Source organism: Dyella telluris (genome assembly GCF_014297575.1).
GTDB lineage: Bacteria > Pseudomonadota > Gammaproteobacteria > Xanthomonadales > Rhodanobacteraceae > Dyella > Dyella telluris.
This window is the reverse complement of record NZ_CP060412.1, coordinates 4,468,333-4,488,490: the sequence shown is the minus strand read 5'-3', so window position 1 is coordinate 4,488,490 and position 20,158 is coordinate 4,468,333. Positions and strand designations below refer to the sequence as shown.

Below are 20,158 nucleotides of genomic sequence, written 5' to 3'. Positions count from 1 at the left end.
TGGCCGGCAAGCGCCATTGTGAGGGGATGACATGAACGCTGCGGGATTCCGGAAGGTGCCGGTAGTCCTGGTTGTCGATGACTCTCCCGACAACCAGCTGATCCTGGAAGAGCTGCTGAAGCCGCTTTATGACGTAAGAGTGGCCGGGAATGGGCAGGAGGCGTTGATCCTCGCCGCGAGAACCCCCAGGCCGGACCTCATCCTGCTCGACGTCGTCATGCCCGGCATGTCCGGTTTCGATGTTTGCCGCCAGCTCAAGTCACGCGCGGAAACCCGGGATATCCCGGTCATTTTCCTGACCACGCTGGATGCCACGGATGATGAAACCCGCGGCCTGGTCCTGGGCGCAGTGGACTACATCAACAAGCCGGTGAACCCGCCCGTGGTGCTGGTGCGCGTCGCCAACCACATACGCCTCAAGGCTGCCGCCGATTTTCTCAGGGACAAGAATGCTTATCTGGAAGACGAGGTGGCACGTCGTACCGCCGAGGTCCGCGCCGTCCAGGACGTCACCGTGCACGCACTCGCCTCGTTGGCCGAAACACGCGACAACGAAACCGGCAACCACATCCGTCGCACGCAGAACTATGTGAAGGCACTGGCGGAGCACCTGAAGGATCACCCCCGCTTCGCCGCCGTGCTGGACGAGCCATCGCGTCGATTGCTGTACCAGTCGGCACCGCTGCACGACATAGGCAAGGTCGGCATCCCCGACGGCATCCTGCTCAAGCCGGGGCGCCTGACGCCGGAGGAGTACGAGATCGTCAAGACGCACACGACGCTGGGACGCGATGCCATCCAGCGCGCCGAAGACCAGTTGGGCGTGGATGTACCCTTTCTCCGCTTCGCCAAGGAAATGGCCTACAGCCATCAGGAACGCTGGAATGGTGGTGGCTATCCCGAGGGCAAGGCAGGCGACGACATCCCCGTATCAGCCCGCCTGATGGCCGTTGCCGATGTCTACGACGCCCTGATCAGCCCGCGCGTTTACAAGAAGGGCATGCCGCACGAGCAGGCGCTGGCGTTCATCGTCGAGAAGCGCGGCATCGATTTCGATCCCGATATCGTCGACGCCTTTGTCGAGCTGCAGGATGAATTCCAAGCGATTGCCCGCCAGTTTACCGACGACCCGCACGCGGGTGCGCCGCGGGTCACGGAAAGCACTGCCTGAGGCCTATTTCCAGGGAGAGTCGGCGACCATGAGTGCACTGCTCGAAAGACTTGAGCGACTCCCGCTTCGCCTGCGCCTGCAACTGGGCTTTGGCGGCATTCTCCTGATCGCGATCTTGCTGTGCGTCTACAGCGTGAACACGCTGCGCCTGCAACGCGACCAGATCGGACGGCTATACCAACAGGACGTACTGGGCCTGGTGCATGTCGAGGCCGCTCGCGCCTCGCTCTCCGATATGGGGCAACACCTCCGGCAGGCCGTATTGATCGGCAACGTTGCCGGCCGTACCGAAGCGCTTCGCGAGCTTTCCAGCGCCGAGGCGCAGACGCAGCAGGAGATTGAACTGGCCAATGCGCACATCTACCGCGAGTCAACCCGGCGTGCCCTTGTCGAGTTCCGCGTTGCCTTTGACAGTTACCGGCGCCAGGTCGACCAGGTGCAGTCTTCCCTGCAGTCGGCCAGCGTCTCGGGCGGCAATGACAACGACGCCGCCGCACTGCTGATCTCGCCTGAGTTCCGGCGTGCGGATGCGGCGGCCAAGGACAGCCTTGCGCGCGTCGAACAGATGAAGCGCGACGGCGCCGACCAGGAAGTGTCCGAGGCCACCGAGCGCTATGTGAGCGTCATGCGCCTTACCGCCTGGTTGCTGGTGTTGGGCATCGGCATTGGCATTGTGTTTGCCAGGCTGATCAGCCGTTCCATCCGCCGGCCGGCTTATGAACTGCGTGACACCCTGGAGGCGTTGAGCGCTGGCCGACTGGACGTGGATGTTCCCTACACCGACTCCCCCAGCGAAGCGGGCGATCTTGCCCGCGCGATTGTCAAACTGCGCGAAGAAGGCAAGCGGGCAGCAAGCACGCGCTGGGTGAAAACCCACGTGGCGGACATCGCCGCCGAGATGCAGGGCCTGACGGACAAGGCCGAGCTCGTACGCCACGTCCTGGCGGCCGTGGCCCCACTCATGCCGGCGGGTCATGGCAGTTTCTATCAATGGGATGCGGCAAGCGGCGTCTTGAATCTGCTGGGCGACTACGCGGCGGCGCAGTCACCGCCACAGATCCGCTTGGGCGAAGGGCTGATCGGACAATGCGCGAGGGACAAGCGCGCGATGGTGATCACCCAACCGCCCGCCAGCTACCTCAAGGTAGCTTCCAGCCTGGGTGAAGCCGTGCCGGCGGAAATCCTGCTGATCCCCGCCCTGCGCGGCGATCGTCTCTACGGGGTACTGGAACTGGCCACACTGACACCGCTGGGCACGGGCCAGCGCGACCTTCTGGACGAACTTCTGCCCATGCTTGCCATGAGCATTGAACTGATCGAGCGCACCTCGCACACCAACGTGTTGCTGGAGAAAACCCGGGCGCAGACGGAGAGCCTGAGGAACCAGACCGCCGCACTGGAAGCGCAGCAGAGCGAGCTGCAGGCTACCAAGGCATGGTATCGCCGCATTATTGAATCGGCACCCGACGGCATGATGATCGTGGACGAGTCGGGCCGCATCACCCTGGTCAATCCGAAACTGGAAGCCATCTTTGGCTACGACAGCGAAGAGCTGCTGGGGGTCCGCGTGGAACAGCTGGTTCCGGCGGCTGAGGGCAGGCATCACGCGCAGCTGCGCGGCGAGTTCTTCGGACAGGGCGTGAACCGGCGCATGGGCGGCGCCAACGCTGACCTGCATGGCGTGCGCAAGGATGGCTCGGAGATCTCGGTGGAGATCGGGCTTTCCATTCTTCCCGAACTCGATGGCATGCGTCGATGCGTCTGTGCCTCCGTGCGCGACGTCAGCGAGCGTCGCGCGATGGAGGCGGCACTGCAGAAGAGCGAGGAACGCCTGCGCTCCATCCTGGATCGGGGGCCTGTAGGCATTGCGGTATCCACGCGCGGGCAGGTGCGCTTCGGCAATCCGAAGTTCGTGGAAACGTTTGGCATCCAGCTGGGTGAGCAGGCGGTAAGGCTGTACGTCAATCCCGAGGAACGGCAGGAGATTGGCCGGGTTCTTGATCGAGGCGAAACAGTACCCGGCCAGGAAGTGCGCATGTATGACCGCCACCACCAGGTGCGTGACATGCTCGCCACCTACCTGCCGATCGAGTACGAAGGCGAACAGGGCATGCTTTGCTGGTTCCTGGATATCACCGAACGCAAGGCCGCCCAGCTGGCCATGCAGCGATCCAAGGAAATCGCAGAACAGGCAACGATGGCCAAGAGCGCCTTCCTGGCCAACATGAGCCACGAGATCCGCACGCCCATGAATGCCATCATCGGCATGAGCCACCTGGCCCTGCAGGCCGGGCTGGACGCAAGGCAGCGCGGCTACATCGAGAAGGTCCACCTGTCCGCGCAGAATCTGCTGGGCATCATCAATGACATCCTTGACTTCTCGAAGATAGAAGCCGGCCAGATGCAGGTCGAGCGCATTGACTTCCGGCTTGAGGATGTCACGGACCACGTCGCCAACCTCATCGCCTTCAGGGCGGAGGAAAAAGGCCTGGAATTCCTGTTCCAGCTGAGCCCTGAGCTGCCGGTCAACCTGCTGGGGGATCCGCTGAGACTCGGGCAGGTTCTGCTCAACCTGAGCAACAACGCCATCAAGTTCACCGAACGCGGCGCCATTGTCCTCGGCATTGACCGGGTGCATCGCCAGGCGGACGAGGTAACGCTGCACTTCTGGGTGAGGGACAGCGGTATTGGCATGGACCAGGAACAATGCAGCCAGGTGTTCGAATCATTCGTACAGGGCGACTCCTCCATCACGCGGCGCTATGGCGGCACAGGCCTGGGGCTGGCCATCTCCAAGCGACTGGTGGAACTGATGGACGGCCGGATATGGGTTGACAGCGAGGTGAACAGAGGGTCGACCTTCCACTTCCTTGCCCGGTTCGGCATGTCCCATACCGCATCGACCCCGAACATGGTGCTGGCCGACGATCTGCGTGACCGGCGTGTCCTTGTCGTCGACGACAGTGCGGAAGCCCGCGAGATTCTATCGGGCATGGCCACCGCGTTCGGACTGCGCGCCGACGTGGCGGACAGCGGCGAAGACGCGCTGCGGCGGGTAAAAGAGGCCGAGCAGCAGGGACAGCCCTACTGGGTATTGTTGATGGACTGGAAGATGCCGGGGCTGGACGGCATCGAGACGGTCCACCGATTGCAATCCCGTCGACAGCCGCGCACGCCGGCCATCGTCATGGTGACTGCTTTCTCTCGCGATGAAGCACTTGAGGAAGCCAGGCAATGCGGCGTAACGCTGAACAGTGTCATCACCAAACCGGTGACGCCATCCATACTGCTCGAAGCCGTGGCACGAACCGCGACGCCCGTAGCGGTTACCGGCGCGCAGGGAGGCGTCGCGACGGCCCGGAAAGAATCCGTCATGAAACCCCTGGCCGGCAGCCGCGTACTTCTTGTTGAAGACAACGAGATGAACCGTGAGCTTGCGCAGGAACTGCTGCGCGGCGCGGGAATGGACGTCACGACGGCCATTCATGGCCAACACGCGCTCGACATACTCGCCGCGGATACCGACTTCGACGGCGTGCTCATGGACTGCCAGATGCCAGTGATGGATGGCTATGCCGCCACTCGCGCCATTCGCGACCGGCTTGGCCTGACCGCCCTTCCCGTTATTGCCATGACTGCCAACGCGATGGCGGGCGACCGGGATAAGACCATGGCCAGTGGCATGAATGATCACATCGCCAAGCCGCTGGATATCGAAACGATGTTCGCGACGCTGGCACGCTGGATCAAGCCGCGACATTCCGCCGATACCATCAAGGACGACCCTGCACCGGGGCCGACATCGTTCGAGGCGGCCGGCATCGATTACCCGGCCGGGTTGAAGCGCTGTGCCGACAACGAGGGCCTCTATCGCCGCGTGCTCCTCATGTTCCTGAAGAGCCACGTGGACTTCGACGCTTCGTTCCGCGCCGCACTGGCAGACCCAGACCCCACCTCAGCCATGCGGGCAGCCCATACGTTGCGCGGCTCGGCAGCCAATATCGGCGCTGACGGCGTGGCCATCGCGGCCAGGGCTCTGGAAGAGGCATGCAACGCCGATGGCCTGACGGATCAGATGAGCCAGAGACTGGCACGGGTGCTGGACGAACTCAGGCCGGTCATCGACTGCCTTGCCGCGCTCGAGGCCCCTGCCTCGTAGGTTTCCGACGCATCGCCCCGAATCGTGCGCGGCCGGGCTCAAGGTTTTGCGCCCGCCAGCCGAAACACGTAGTGCAGAGTACCCGGTGCGCCTAACGGGGCTGACCCGCTGGACGCTTTGATCATGGCGAAATCAATAACATAGGGAGGTGCCGTGGAAAATATGGATCGCTACGCAGCCACGGTACGACTGTCCCGGCGCCATGCACTGCCATCGTGCGCGAGGTCCATCGACACGCTGAAGTCGCTTCACCACGACACATGGCCGGGCTATGCCGCGCGGGGTCATGCGTGCTGATAGCACTCACCATCGCCCTCGCGCTGTTCGGTGCTGCAGGCATCGGTGCCGCAGTCGCGGACCACTTGTGGCGCCGACGGGTGGAGAGCGACCCACTCTTTACGCCGCCCAACCAGGATGTGGCCGACTTCGCCGAGGAGTGCCGCCGGCACGCCCGCATCTACATCATCGGCGCCCGGCCCTCCGCGCAGCGTCCCGAGCTGCCGCTGGCGAGCATCAATCCCCAGACCAACTCGGTGCTGCGACTGCTCGGTGAACTGAACTGCGTGGTACCCATTCGGCGCGGCGTGGCGCAATTGCCGGGCAGCCTCACTGCGGACCTGAGGCGGGGTGCGGACATCGAAAAAGCGCTGGCAGGCGCCTATGTGTCACTCGGAGAGGCGTCCTCCATCATCACGCACCATGTGATCACGCACTACAACGTGAGTGACCTTGAGCACTCGCCCTACCCCATCCTGCGTTCCATCACCGGGCTTGGCGCCCGCTACCCCATGGAAACCGAACTGGCGGGCCTGGCGGCACTGCTCGGCGCTGACCCCAACCGCGAAGACGGCGCCGTGGGTGGCAATCGTTTGTGGCGGGAAATCCAGGTGTGGTGGAAGCGCGACAGCGACGCCAACGATGGCGGCACGCCGGCAGAAGTACACAACAAGATCGCCGACTTGCTGGCAGAGACCTGAGCCGCCTGCCGTGGGGCGAAAATGACCTCGTGACGCATCAGCATCGCGTCCAGCGCTTGTCCGCCGAGCCCCTCAGTCATCCACACGTGGAGCCCGGCCGGCGCCGGCTTCGTTCCGCGCGTAGGGGCGAAGACGGTCTGCGTACAGCTGATAGAAGCGGGCAGATGGCAGGGACTCGATCCGGTTCAGCAGTTCAACCATCGCGAGGCGCCGTGCACTGCCAAGATCATCGCCGGCCAGCGCAGCAAGGCCCTGCCACGAACCCGACCGCGTATCCAGGTCGTCCACATCGGCCAGCCTGATCGCTTCCGAGTACGCATGCATGGCGTCGACGGGTTGACCGGACGCCGCCATGATGTCGCCGCGCCTGCGCCAAACGGGTGCCATGCGCCGGACATCGGTGGGCCAGTTCGCAGCCACGGTTGCAGCGGCATCGGACACCAGTTGCCGGGCCACCGACGTCCTGCCAGCGTTCAGCGCGACGTGGGCACAGACAAGGTCCAGCCGAAGGTGCACCGGTGCCTGCAACGCGGACACGCCCTTGAAGTACGGCTCGCAGGTCGCCAGCGCATGCTCCTGATCGCCCCACTTGTCATCGAGTTCCGCATTGGCATCGTCGATGAAGGCCGTCAACACCACCTTGTTGCCCCTCCATTGATCGGCGTGGATCTCCGTCGAGGCCTCGCGCAGCAAGCTACCGGCTTCCGCATGCCGGTCAGCGGTCGCCAGCAGGTTCCCCAGATACATCTTCGACCGGGCAACCAGAAAGTGACCATCGCCCCACACGCTTTCCTGTGTGGCCAGCGCCTGACGAAGCAGCGGCTCTCCCTCGGCTGGCCGCAGCAAGGTGCTTAGCGCCAGCCCTGTCTGCTCCTCTGCCGCCGCCGTCTTCCAGTTGCTCTCGCCGAACTGGCGACGGTTGTTGAGCATGCCCGACAGCGCAGCCTCATAGGCGTCCCGTGGGCGATCGGCCAACAGGTAGAACTGGACGAGTCGCTCCATCACGGATCCATACTCGCTTTTGCCATAACGGCCGCGCCAAAGATCCGCGGCTGCCTGAAGATGCCTGAGGTCATCAGGATCTCCGGCGGAGTGCGAGTGCATGCCGAACGCAGCCACCTGGTAATGGGCGCGAGCCAACCGGTCGGGTGAGGAAACGCCGGCGGCCTTGTAGATCGCGAGCGCCTTCTGCGCATCCTGATAGGCCTGCGGGTATTTTCCCTGCCCCTCCAGTTCCGACGTCCGGTCGAGCAACGCATCGGCGTATTCCGGGCTGGCCTCACCCATCTGCGCCAGTGACTGGGCAACGCGCGCCTCATGCAGCCTGGAAGACGCGTCGGCCATGCCAAGACTGGTGGTGAGTGCCGCGAGGTCATGCATCAGCTGGAATCGCGCCTCCGGCTGATCAGGCATGCTGTCGGCAACATGCGCTGCTGCCACAGCCACCAGCTCGTGCGCCGGCATGTTCCGGGTGCTGGTATCGGGGATCGGCTGATTCCCGGGATTGAAGATGCCCAGTACGAACTGATTGACGGCCTCCGTTCGCGCCACCTCATTGCGAGCCACCCGAGCCTGCTGCACGGCGACGGCAGTGACAGCCACGAGCGCAGCGATGGCTGCCGCTGCGGCGAACACGGCCACTTTGTGGCGTCCGACAAAACGGGCCACGATGTAGCGGACACTCGGACGACGAGCGACCACAGGCTCACGTTGAAGGTGGCGGCGGATGTCGCTGGCCAGATCACCCGCGGTGGCGTAGCGGTCGCCCGGATGCTTCTCCAGCGCCTTCAGGATGATGGTGTCCAGATCGCCCTTCATGGCACGCCGAAGTGCGATGCTGCCCGCCCTTTCGCTCGGACGCCGGGGCGCCTGTTCAAGAATGGCCTGCGTGAGAGCTCGCCGACCAGGCTGTGCCGGCTCATAGGGACCTTCGCCACTGAGCAGCCGATAGAGGAGTGCCCCCAATGCATAAACATCGGCTGCAATACCCAGACGTTCGCCGAGGACCTGCTCAGGAGCCGCACCTTCCAGCGAAAGCGGCGCTCCGCCCGCAAGCGTCAACGAGGAAGTTTCTTCGTCACCATCCAGCAGCTGCGCAATGCCGAAATCAAGCAGGCGTACCTGGCCCTCTTCGTTGACCCTGATATTGCCCGCCTTAAGGTCCCGATGAAGCACCAGCCGGCCATGGGCGTACTGCACCGCGTTGCAAACCTGCAGAAACAGCCCCAGCCGCCGCTCGGTGTTCGCCTCATGCTGACGACACCACGCCACGATATCGTCGCCGGCCACATGCTCCAGCGCCAGCCAGGCTTGACCGTTGGCATCGATGCCGGCGTCGTAAAGCCGGGCGATGTGCGGATGGGTCAGCCCCGCCAGGATCGAGCGCTCCCGGGCGAAGCGCTCTCCGTAACGCCCCGTGCCGTATCCAGGCAGTGGCAGCTTGAGCGCCACGTCACGATCGAGCAGGCCGTCCTCGCGGCGGGCAAGCCACACCTCGGCCATGCCGCCGTGCCCAATTCGCGCGCGCAGCCGCCACGGTCCAATCCTGTCTTCGGGTTGATACGCGGAAAGATGGCGAGGATCTGCGCCGGTAACCACCGGTAGTGTTTCGAGAAAACCCGATGCGGCCGCTTCCCCGGCCGCCTCCAACAACTCACGCAGCCGCGCCGCGACGACGGGATGGCTTTCGTCCCATCCGGCCAGTTGCAGCTCTTGCTCGTGCGGTGACATGTCGAGCAGAACGTCCAGCATGGGCGACAGCTGGGACCACGAGTCACCCTGTGCCCGCGTCACGCCATGGTTTCCCACAACAGCGCGCGCGCTTTCAACCAATCCCGCTGCACCGTGCGGCGGGAGACATTCAAGGCCTCCGCCGCCTCCACTTCGTCCAGGCCGACGAAGTAGCGCAGCTCGACCACGCGAGCGAGGCGCTCATCGATCTTCTCGAGCTCTTGCAGTGCCTCATGGACACGGAGAATCTCCGCATCGCCCGTGCCCGCTGGCAGATCGGTTGCCATGGTGACCTGCTGCAGGTCACCACCGCGACGCAATGCCGACCGCTCACGCGCGGCATCAACAACGACTGATCGCATGGCCTGTGCGGCGTAGCCGAAGAAATGGGCGCGACTCTCCCACTGGCCTTTCCGGCTGGACATGCGGACCCATGCCTCGTGCACCAGGGACGTCGTGTTGAGCAAGGTCAGCGCCTCGCCCTTGCGCAGACGCGAATGCGCCATCTGCTTGAGTTCCTCGTAGGAAGTGGCAAGCAGTTCGGCAGGAAGGGGGCGAGTGGAATGATTCGTCATGAGCGCATAGTCGGGAATGGGCCCGGGGCACGACCCGACCCGCCCACCGCGCAGCGATGACCGGCGCGCGCCTGGCACCGCGCACACATGGTGCCAGATCCGATACTGGCATGGCGCTTTTGAGGGACGGAGTCCGTATGGGGTGGTAAGGCGACTCGATTGCCTTCCCTTTCGCCACACGAGGATCACCATGACCCGACCTTCCCTCCTTTGCAGCCTGTTTGCGGTCGCCGTACTGGCTGGTTGCAGCCATCACGAGTCCACCGCGGCCCAGCCAGACGCCACCACCGCAGCTACAACCAGCGACACCCCGACAGAACCGGATCGACGCGCCCCCAAGCCTCTGGAGGCCTACGAGTTGATCAACCTTTCGCAGGCAAGCATCCCTGAGCCGATCTACCTTGGGCTGATCAGGCAGTTCCGGGCGGCTTACTGGTCGGTCACGCCGAAGGATGCTGACCGGCTTGCTTTCGACTACCTGCCCGAATACCGCGCCGAAACCGATAGCTTCAAACGCGCCGACATCGCCAGGCTGCACGCGTCGGAACTGGATCAGGCTTATGGCGATGCCCAACAACGCCATGACTATGCGGTTCGCACCCAAAGCCTGATACAGGTTTTTCCGTATGACGCAGCAACCGGTGGGTTCAAGGTGCTCTTCTCCACGGATGATGAACGCTCCGCTGTCGGCGTGTTCAGGGACGTAGGCAATCGCCATCCCTACGGCGCCTGGAGTTTCCGATTTGTCGGCATCCCCCGCGTCGCTTCCGGCCATGAGGCCATCTACAAACCCAGGGACGAAACGGAGGCCAGGGCGATCGAAGCGGCACTGGCGGCCCAGCGCGACGCCGGCCAGGGCTCGATCAATGCCTACGCCCAGTACGAAGGTCATGCGCTCGCCACCATGGCAAGCGCGAGCAGGGACGACACAATCTTCTTTGGCATCGACGCCATCACGGCGGTCGATCGCAAGACGGGCAAGCCCCTGCTGACGATCGGCGGCAAGGCACTGGGGCCCATCGACATCAAATGCTCCACGACACGAAAAGCCCTGAACCTCCCCGAACCTGTGCGACCTGGCGGTTTTGCAATGTCGAGCGAGTCGCCGTGCTGAAGCCCCATCCACCGACAACTTCTTCCTGCAAGGACATTCCCATGAAACGACTGATTGCCGTGGCGCTGGCCACGCTGGCCCTCGCCGCCTGTTCGTCAGGCCCAAGCACGGATGACGTGAAGGCCGCCGTGCGCAAACAGATGACGGCGATCGGAGGCAGCCAGGCCGCGGACCTGTATGCCAGGGAGATAGACGCCATCAAGGTGCTCGGCTGCAAGTCCGTCGACCACGGTTACGAGTGCGACGTCCAGGGCGTTGGCGGCGTTCAGCGCCAGCGGTTCGTCAAGACCGATGATGGCTGGGCGCTCGCTCAATAACCCTCGTCACGGGATTCCGCGGTGACCGGTCCATCCAGGCGTGGCATGACCCTGTGCAGGCATGCCACGAATGTGTTCGCACTCGTCGAAACGAGGTGTCGCGGCCAGCGCAACGCTGGCGCCGGGCCCCGCCTTCTGCGTCTCATCTTCGACAGCAGGGACTGACGACCCTGCCCCAGGTCAGCTTTCGATCGAAAGCTGACTTGCCATTGGACCCAGCTTGATGCCGGAACCCGGCGAACCTCTCAACGACTTCAAGCGGTTCCCACGTCGACGGCTAAAGTTCGGCCCGCGGAGGCCGACAACGTCGACGGCACGCTAAAGAGTGCCACCCACCTCATGGTCCGCCCCGCCTCCCCGGCCTTCATCAGGCAGCGGGGCGACCACCGTCCGGGATTGTTTCCGCGCAAAAGGGCGTGGGCGATGACGTCCGCCGCTTTCCCGTGCCCGCTACCTGGCGTGCCCGCGAGGGTCGCGTCAAACCTGCTCAAGCAGCCCCTGATGGAACCGCCGTCAGCTGAATTTCAACGAGAGAAGTCGTCGACATGAAATTGACCTTTGCACAAAAGCTCTGGCTTCCGCTTGTGCTCAGCCTGATCAGCCTGGCCAGCGTCTCGGTGTATAGCGCTTATGTGACGCGATCGATTCGACTTGAGGAGCGCAAGTCAGATCTGAAGCACGCCACCGAGCTGGCAGACGCGGCTGTAAAAAGCCTGGCCGAACAGGCGGCAGCGGACCATGTTCCGTTGGACACGGCGAAGCAAAAAGCACTGCAGATGCTCAAGAACTTCCGTTATGGCGAAAGCGGCTACTTCACGGCGTTCGACAATCAGACCGTCATCATGCACGCCACCAAGCCTGAAATGGTCGGCAAGAGCACGACGGAGTTCGCCGATCCCAACGGCGTGCACCTGTATCGCGACGGCAAGGGCCTGGTCGACAAGGATGGCCGTGGCTTCAACTATTACTCGTTCCCCCGTCCCGGCGGTTCGGAGGCTTTCCCCAAAGTAGCGTTCAACATGGGGTATGCACCCTGGGGCTGGTATTTCCAGACGGGCGCCTATATCGACGACATCGATGCATCGTTCCACCAGTCGCTGCTGCACAGCCTGGCACTGCTGGGGGCGTTGGCCGTCTTTCTGTCGGCGGTCGTCACCGTGATCAATCGCGGCATCCTGAAGACCCTGGGGGGCGAGCCGGGTGACGCCCTGTCGGTTGCCAATCGTATTGCCGACAATGACCTGAGCGTTACGGTGAACACGCGCAAGGGTGATGAATCAAGCCTCATGCATGCCATGCAGCGCATGCGCGATCAGCTCACCCAAACCATCGGCAGTATCAAGCAGTCCATCGACATCAGCGCCACCGCGACTCACCAGATTGCCGCGGGCAACCTCGACCTTTCACAACGCACCGAGGAACAGGCCGCTTCGATCTCCGAAACGGTGGCCAGCATGAATCAACTGACCACGGCAGCAACGGCCAATGCCGAACATGCCCGCCAGGCGAACCTGCTGGTCGGCCATGCGGCGGAAGCCGCGGAGCGCGGCAACACCGTGGTCTCCCGTGCGGTCGATACCATGGACGGCATCAACCAGAGCTCCGGCAAGATCACGCAGATCGTCAGCCTGATCGAAGGCATCGCCTTCCAGACCAATATCCTCGCTCTCAACGCAGCGGTCGAGGCCGCTCGCGCCGGCGAACAAGGGCGCGGTTTCACCGTGGTTGCCACCGAAGTGCGGTCGCTTGCCCAGCGCTAATCGGAAGCCGCAAAGCAGATCAAGGGGTTGATCCAGCATTCGGTTGAACAGATCAGCTCCGGCGTGGAGTATGTCAACGAAGCCGGTTCGGCGATGACGGATATCCAGAATGCCGTGGGTCGTGTCACCACCATCATGGCCGACATCCGCCAGGCCTCCGAGCGACAGGGCAACGTGGCCGTGGAAATTGACCGCGCCGTGGGTCAGATGGAAAGCGTGACCCAGCAGAATGCCGCACTGGTCGAAGAGGCAGCCGCTGCTGCCAAATCCCTGGAATCGCAGACGACCGACCTTCGCCGTTCCGTTGGCGTGTTCCGCCTGGGGTAAGTCATCCGGGCGACCCGCCTGCGCCGCCTGTTCGACGCGAGGCGCTCCGCTGCACGCCGTGCTCCACGCCCGGCGTGCACGGCGCCCTCTATCCGCGCGAACTGCCTCGAACCCGTCCTGGCCCGACGCAACGTGGGGAACACCAGCCAGTCAGAGTGGCGCGTCGTTGAACATGTGCACATCCGGCCCGTACTGGAGACGTACCACGCTCTGTCGCAACGCCCCGTAGCCGAGCGGCTTGCCGGCGGCATCGCTGGCCTGTCCACTCCAGAACAACTGCCCAGCGGCAGGCACGGCATCTTTCAACAGGCGGTTGACGGTGGTGGCGTAGTCGTAATCCAGCGTGCCCTTGTCGTTCCACACGGCGATCTGCCCGCCGACCGGGCCATGGTTCACGGAGGTGTTGGCTGGCAGGTGTTTCGCCCAGCCATCGTAGAGTGCATCGCCGTGCAAACCGTTCGGGTTGAAATAGGCCGGCCCGAAGGTAACCACGTACCAGTCGCCGAAGGACTCGACCCAGGTGAAGCCGCGATCGCTCCAGTCGATCTTCGCTTCGTCGCCCCAGTTGATCCAGCGCTGGATGACGAAGGACTTGTCGAGCCCGGCCGCCATGTCGGCACTGCCCCAGATCTCCACCTGCTTGCCGCGTTGCTGCAGGAAGCGCCCGAGCTTGTTGAGGTAGTCGATCTGCGCCGTCAGGCTGACCTTGCCACCATTGACGTTGACCTCGTCACCGCCGACATGGATGACGCTGGAACGAAACCATGGGAGGAACTCGGTGAAGACCGACTCGATGTACTCCAATGCATGCGGATTGGATGGATCGAGCGTGCCGCCGGCCGGCTGGTCACCGGGATAAGCCAGGTCCGGCCGCGCCAGCACAAAGGCGCCTGAATGACCCGGGGTATCAATCTCCGGAACGATGGTTACGCCGTTGGCGGCCGCAGTCTGCTCCAGCGCATCCCAATCCTTGCGCGTGTAGTATTGGCCATCGACCGGCACCAGTTTGGCAAAGGCAGGATTGTCGCTCTTCAGGCGGAAGTCACGACTCAGCCATGACTTCTTGTCGTCGCTCAGCACCTGGTCGTTGAGATGCAGATGCAGCGTGTTGAGCTTGTACCAGCCCATGAAGCGCATGTAATTCTGCAGGAACGTGACGTCGGCGAATTTCCTGCCGACATCCATCATCACCGACCGCTCGCGATAGCGTGGAACGTCCACGGCACGTCCACGCGGAAGTTCCAGCGGCTCCCTGCCTGCAGGGTCCCGCAGCACCAGCATCTGCAGCAGTGTACGGCCTGCGTAGAACGCGCCCACGCCCGTGTTCGCGCACACGGTGACATTTGTGCCGATATCGAGCGTGTACCCTTCCCGCCCGATCTGCGATGAAGCGCCACCGCAGGATTCCAGGCGCATGACGATGTCCTGCACCCCGGGCTGGTCTCCCGTCGACACCGTGACCTTCAAGCCAACCAGTGACTGCATGTCTTCCGCCAACCGGGCAGCAACAGGCTTCAGCGCTTCCGCATGGGCAGGATCAATCAGCAGCCGGGCGTGTGGCCCCAACGTCCAGCGCCCCTCCCCGCCCTTCCAGTCCCGAAGGCTCGGCATGACCAGTGGCGCGGGATTGGCACGCGCTACGCCACGGGCCACGGAGGTCGCCTCTTCGGCTGCGCCGCTCGCGGCGACCAGGCACAGGCCCAGGCCGCCCATCAACAGAACTGAGCTTTTCCACATGAGGCAGCAAGCACTCCCCTGCGTTTTCGCAGTGTCGTCAAAACGCCGGCGACCACGCATGCCGCCGGCAATGGGTCAGCTTTCCGTCGTCTTGTCGTACGGCTTCTTGAAGAGCTTGAGCGGGCCGTCCAACTTCAGTGCAATCACGCTCATCTGCGGATCCAGTGCCTGGCCGGCAAGGTCGATGTAAAGCAGGCCCGGAATGTTCACGCTGTTGCCGATCAACTGGGTCTTGAGGCTGCCCGTGCTGCCAAGCAGACGGGCATCCACCACCTTGTTCATCAGGCCCTTCAACAGCACCGGGCCATTCGGCTTGCCATTGACGAACAGATACAGGGTGCGCTGATCCGCCGAAACGGTGCTCGACCCGGCGTAATAATCCTTCGGTACGCCTGCGCTGCTGCCGTAGATCGCCTCGGGATATCGCTGGATCCACTGACCCAGTGCGGTGAGGATATCCACCTGCTCCTGCGGAATGGTGCCGTCGGCGCGGGCGCCAATGTCGAGCAGCAGGTTGCCACCCATGCCGATGGTGTCCACGAACAGGCCAATCACCTGCGTCGGCGTCTTGAAGTTCTTGTCGCGCTGCTGATAACCCCAGGAGTCGTTGGTGGTCAGGCACAACTCCCAGTAGCGCGCCGCGGGTGGCGTGATCGGCGGACCCTGCTCGGGCGTGGCGTAATCGCCATTGCCGGGCAGCCGCGAATTGATCACCACCCCCGGGTTGTAACTGCGCAGCATGTCGCGCGTCTTGTCGGCCTGCCATTCGGCAGCACTGTGTTCCCAGTCGCCATCAAACCACCACAAGTCCGGCCGGTAGCGTTCCGACAGCTCGCGCAGCTGGCCCTGGTAGTAGCCGAGGAATCGCTGCCAACGCACCGGGTCCTTGCTGTAGCGCTTCTCCTTGCGGGTGAAGACGTCGTAATCCGGTGAGGACCAGTCGGCCAGCGAATAATAAAGCCCGACTTTCAGGTCATCCTTGCGCAGCGCCTGCACGAACGGCCCCACCAGGTCGCGCCCGGCGGGCGTGTCCTTCACCACGTTGATACCCTGCTTGGAATCCCACAGCGCCACGCCGTCGTGATGCCGCGTGGTGAGTACCGCATAGCGGGCACCGCTGCGCTTGATCAGGTCGGCCCACGCCTGCGGGTCGTAATGCGCGGCCGTGAAGCCGTGCTCCTGCTTCATGTAATCGGGATAGCTGATCTTGCCGTTGAAGAACGACCACGACTCGTCGATGCCATCCACCGCATAGATACCCCAATGGATGAAGATGCCGAGCTTGGCATCCTTGAACCATTGCATCCGTTGCACTTCTGCTGCCGAAGGTTCGGGCTTGGTCGCTACCGTCTGCGCCATCCCGCCGAAAGAAAGACCCGCCAGGGCGACGGACAGGATTCGCGTTGCAATGGACCTTCTCATGAAGACTCCGTGATCGGGCGGCCGGGCCAACAGATGCCCGGCGGCTGGGTGATCAGATCAGGGACGACGGGCGGATGATCGTTCTTGAACCCATGCCCGTCGCTCGCATGTGGGTAGCCCCGGCCATGCCGGGGCAGTCCTGCCTTACACACATTGGCCAGTGCAGCCTCGGGGAGGCAACGCCGCTCATGGCAACTGCCATGAGCGGCCCTGGCCAGATCCGGCACGACTCGTGCCGTCTTGCTGCAACTCACTTACCTGAATCAGCTTGCTTGAACCGGCTTACTTGAACTTGTAATCGAAGGTCAGGAACACTTCGCGACCGATGTACTCGTCCGCCGTCTGGCCCGTGGTGACGAACTCGAAGCCACCGGCGTAGTACGGGATGGTGCCCACCTTGTCGAAGATGTTGGACACGGTGAACTTCAGCGTCGTGTCCGGATTCATCTGCCAGCCGACCGAGGTGTTCCAGGTGATCCACACCGGGGTCCTGCCGCGGTACGTGGCCGAATCCACCGTCACGGCGTTGCCATCCTGCGTTACCTGGCACACGCCGGTGCTGATCGACTCCGAGCCGTTCTGCACGTTGACCATGCCCGGCTGGATGCCGTTGGGAAGCACCACGCAACCGGCGTAGTTCGGGGCACGCATGCTGCCGTCGCGCGTGCCGGAGATCGACACGTTCCAGTCACCCTTGGTCCAGTCGGCGATCCACGTCATGCGGCTCGCCACGTTGTTGTAACGGGTGTTCTGCAGCGGGTCGGAGGCAAGCACGCGCTGCTTGTACGAGAGGTTGTCGGTGTAGTTGATGCCGGCGCGGAAGTTGCCGTAGTTCTCGGTGTGGAACTTGTAGTCCAGCGAGGCATCGATACCGCTGACGTACAGCGAGGCCTCGTTGATCGGGCCGGACTCTTCCGACACGATCTGGCCAGCCGCATTGCGCTGGACCATCTGGGTCACCATGCTGCAGTACGCCGAACCCGGCACGTGCGCGGTGTACGGCGACAGTGCCGAGGTGCCGTTGGCCTGCAGGCCAGTGAGACAGCCCGCCTCGTCGACCAGCACGGTGTCCTTGTCCAGGTACTCGATGGCGTTGTCCACGCCCATGTGCCAGTAGTCGGCCGACACGGACAGGCCCTGCACGCCCGGGATCTGCCACACGAAACCATAGGTCCAGGAGTGACCGGTCTGCGGCTCCAGCAGGCGGCTGCCGTTGGTGTTGAGCTGGTAGTACTGCGAGGTCGGACGCTGCACCAGGCTGCACCAGGTGCTGTTGGACTGGCCCGACTTGATGGCGTTGATGCACTGCAGGGGATCGACGTAATCACCCACCGGCGAAGTGGAGCCGGTCAGGTAGATCGCCTGCATGTCCGGCGCCTTGAAGTTGGTGCCGTAGCTGCCGCGCAGCAGCAGGCCGTCGTACGGACGGTATTCCAGGCCCGTGCCCCAGGTCTTGGCCACGTCGGCCTTGCTGGCGTCGTTGTACTTGTCGCCGCGACCGGAGATGGTCCAGGTCAGCTGGTTGAAGATCGGCACGCGGAATTCGGTGCCCAGCGAGAAGCGCTGACGGGTGCCGCCGCCGGTGAGGTAGGCACCGAACGGATTCTGGAAGGTGCTCGGATCCTGCGCGCGCGGATCGGGCGACAGGTCGAAGCCGTTGTGGGCGGCTTCAAGCACCGCTGCCCAACCCACCGACTCGTCCGCCCACGGCATCTTGAACAGGTCACCGTTGATGCGGAACTGCGCCTGATCCAGCCACGACGACGAGGTGTTCTCGCCGCCCACCGCGAACTGGCTGTACTGCTGCGGGTTGATGGGATTCCACCACTGCTGCCAGTTCATGTTGTAGATCGGCAGGCCATCGGCGGTCGTCCCCTGCTGCTTGCCGAGGAAGAAGTTGTTCATCGCCGTGACGTTGATGCCGGTGAAGTCCTCGCGCACGGTGTACTTCTGGCTGCTGAGGTTCAGATCCCAGTTGAAGCGACCATCGAAGACGGTGCCCTTCAGGCCGAGCTGCAGGTTCCAGTTCTGCTCGCGGTCATAGGTGTTGGCGGACGTGCCGATTTCCTTCGCGGTGAGCTGGCGGATGCCCTGGTTGATCACCTGCCCCGTGCCCTGGTCATAGAACTGGCCGGTGACTTCCACGGGGAGCTGGGTATTGGAGATACCCGTGGTGTCATACAGCGCGGCCGAACCATAAACCGCCATGCCGTTGCTGAAGTCGTATTCGCCCGCGACGTATCCGTTCTGGCTGCGGCTGCCCGGCATCAGCACCCAGTTCTGGAACAGGGCGGGCTGCGAACAGTAGTAGCCATTGTTGGTCACGCCGGTGATCTGCGTGCCGTTGGTGGTGACCGAATGCGACTGGCTCAGCTGCGAATTGGTGAACTTCGAGCAGGTGCCGGTGGGCGGCGTGATGTACTTGCCGTTGGCGTCCGTGGCCGAGAGCGCGATGGCGCCCGCTGCATCGTACTGATAGCCAAACATGCGCGACGCCGGACCCCAGGCACCGTAGCCGGCATCGGAGACCGAATCCTGATACGGACGATCCGAGCCCCACAGCGCACTGCGATTGGACTGTTCGAGGTTGTACAGGACGTGCCAGTTCTCGCCGGAATGGCCGCCGAAGAAATTGATGTCGCCGTAGTTGCGGCCGCCGCGCGTGGCGGTGCCACCGGTGACCTGCAGCTCGTCACCCTGATAGTTCTTCTTCAGGATCACGTTGATCACGCCCGCCACCGCATCGGAGCCATAAATGGACGAGGCGCCGGTGGCCAGCACTTCGACATGGTCGATCATGCCGAGCGGAAGGTTGTTGTAGTTCTGGAAGTTGCTCTGCTTGTTCAGCGGCTGCGGGTAATCCACCACGCGATGGCCGTCGATCATCAGCAGGCTGAAGCCCGGGCCCACGCCACGCAGGTTGACCGAACGCGCATTCACGGAGCTGGAGCCCCACGAGGCCGGATCAGACGTCTGCTGGCCCACCTGCGGCAACGAATCGAGGAATTCCCACAGCGTGGTGTAACCCTGCTGCTTGATCTGCTCGGCGGTAATGGTCACCACCGGCGCGGCGCCTTCCACCTCGGCGCGCGGGATCATCGAGCCGGTAACCGTCACGCCCTTGAGCTCGATCGCCTTGTCCGTCTTGGCCGACGACGAGGTATCGGACGCCGGCTGCTGCGTGGACGACTGAGCGTTGCCCGCCTGCGTCGATTGAGCGAAAGCGAGTGGTGCGAAAAGTGCCATGGCCAGCGAGCTGGCGAGCACGCTGCGGCGCAAACGAATGTTGTTCATGGTTGTCTCTCCCCGTAAAACCATAATGTTGTGATTGCTCTTGGACGCTGTCATCGCCGACGCGATTCACGTTGTTCTGCTGTGTTCCCGCGCTGCCCCGGCCCGCAATGGCGGCCTCCTGCCGAAGCAAACGCGTCAATCACCCCTGCTTACCGAAAGGCCATGTAACGGCCCATGCAACTTCTCTTCGTGCGACTTGCCAGCGATGCCCGCTTTGGTCTTCCGTACTGGTTTCTCGTTGCGGCTGCCTGGTACCCGTCATGCACCCTCGCTTCATGTCGCCGACTCCCGAGGGATGGCCGATAGCGAGATGCCAGGTCATGCGGCTTCATGCGCCCCGTGCGGGCGGGACGAACCCATAAGTGGGCATGGAAGGCCGTGCCCGCGCGAAACGGACGACGCACGATGCCGCGGCGCCGCTGCATCGTGACCGGACTGCTCCAGGTGCGTGGTTCGCATCCCCATCCCTCCCAGGCGTGTTGCGATTTATTCATATACGAACGAGTAGTTCATATGTGACGTTAGTGCTTTATAGGCCGAATTTAAATCGATGCAAGTCGCAGCACAGCAGAAAG

The 20,158-nt window shown here is 63.3% G+C and carries 10 protein-coding genes and 1 pseudogene; 6 read left to right on the top strand and 5 right to left on the bottom strand.

Annotated features, from left to right (window positions below):
• Positions 1-31: 31 nt before the first annotated feature.
• The 3 genes from H8F01_RS19795 (at position 32) to H8F01_RS19785 (ending at position 6,307) form a co-directional block, all read left to right on the top strand.
• The gene (locus tag H8F01_RS19795; RefSeq protein WP_187056726.1) at positions 32-1,171 is read left to right on the top strand and encodes an HD-GYP domain-containing protein; all 1,140 of its coding nucleotides are present in this window, start codon (positions 32-34) and stop codon (positions 1,169-1,171) included.
• Positions 1,172-1,199: 28 nt separating this feature from the next.
• Positions 1,200-5,330, top strand: coding sequence for a response regulator (locus H8F01_RS19790; protein ID WP_187056725.1), 4,131 nt, complete (start codon positions 1,200-1,202; stop codon positions 5,328-5,330).
• 290 nt (positions 5,331-5,620) lie between these two features.
• Entirely contained in the window at positions 5,621-6,307 is a 687-nt protein-coding gene (locus tag H8F01_RS19785) for a hypothetical protein (protein ID WP_187056724.1), read from the top strand.
• Between the two features lie 72 nt (positions 6,308-6,379).
• On the opposite strand, the gene H8F01_RS19780 is transcribed toward H8F01_RS19785, so the two are convergent.
• Positions 6,380-9,058, bottom strand: coding sequence for a serine/threonine-protein kinase (locus H8F01_RS19780; protein ID WP_187056723.1), 2,679 nt, complete (start codon positions 9,056-9,058; stop codon positions 6,380-6,382).
• A 38-nt stretch (positions 9,059-9,096) separates the two neighbouring features.
• Positions 9,097-9,612: an ECF-type sigma factor gene (locus tag H8F01_RS19775; protein ID WP_187056722.1), complete on the bottom strand. Its 516-nt coding sequence runs from the start codon at positions 9,610-9,612 to the stop codon at positions 9,097-9,099.
• A gap of 190 nt (positions 9,613-9,802) precedes the next feature.
• Here H8F01_RS19775 and H8F01_RS19770 point away from each other — a divergent pair, with 190 nt between their 5' ends.
• The 3 genes and pseudogenes from H8F01_RS19770 (at position 9,803) to H8F01_RS19760 (ending at position 13,130) form a co-directional block, all read left to right on the top strand.
• Positions 9,803-10,726 carry a hypothetical protein gene (locus H8F01_RS19770; protein WP_187056721.1) on the top strand — a complete coding sequence of 308 codons (924 nt, stop codon included), beginning with the start codon at positions 9,803-9,805 and terminating at the stop codon, positions 10,724-10,726.
• A 41-nt stretch (positions 10,727-10,767) separates the two neighbouring features.
• Positions 10,768-11,043 (top strand): lipoprotein, encoded by a 276-nt coding sequence (locus tag H8F01_RS19765; RefSeq protein WP_187056720.1) that lies wholly within the window; start codon positions 10,768-10,770, stop codon positions 11,041-11,043.
• A gap of 545 nt (positions 11,044-11,588) precedes the next feature.
• Positions 11,589-13,130: pseudogene (locus tag H8F01_RS19760) on the top strand (methyl-accepting chemotaxis protein).
• Positions 13,131-13,280: 150 nt separating this feature from the next.
• Here H8F01_RS19760 and H8F01_RS19755 read toward each other — a convergent pair.
• The 3 genes from H8F01_RS19755 to H8F01_RS19745 form a co-directional block, all read right to left on the bottom strand.
• Positions 13,281-14,867 (bottom strand): family 20 glycosylhydrolase, encoded by a 1,587-nt coding sequence (locus H8F01_RS19755; RefSeq protein ID WP_187056719.1) that lies wholly within the window; start codon positions 14,865-14,867, stop codon positions 13,281-13,283.
• 75 nt (positions 14,868-14,942) lie between these two features.
• The gene (locus H8F01_RS19750; RefSeq protein ID WP_187056718.1) at positions 14,943-16,289 is read right to left on the bottom strand and encodes an alpha-L-fucosidase; all 1,347 of its coding nucleotides are present in this window, start codon (positions 16,287-16,289) and stop codon (positions 14,943-14,945) included.
• A gap of 282 nt (positions 16,290-16,571) precedes the next feature.
• The gene (locus tag H8F01_RS19745) at positions 16,572-19,583 is read right to left on the bottom strand and encodes a TonB-dependent receptor plug domain-containing protein (RefSeq protein ID WP_187056717.1); all 3,012 of its coding nucleotides are present in this window, start codon (positions 19,581-19,583) and stop codon (positions 16,572-16,574) included.
• Between the last annotated feature and the right edge of the window lie 575 nt (positions 19,584-20,158).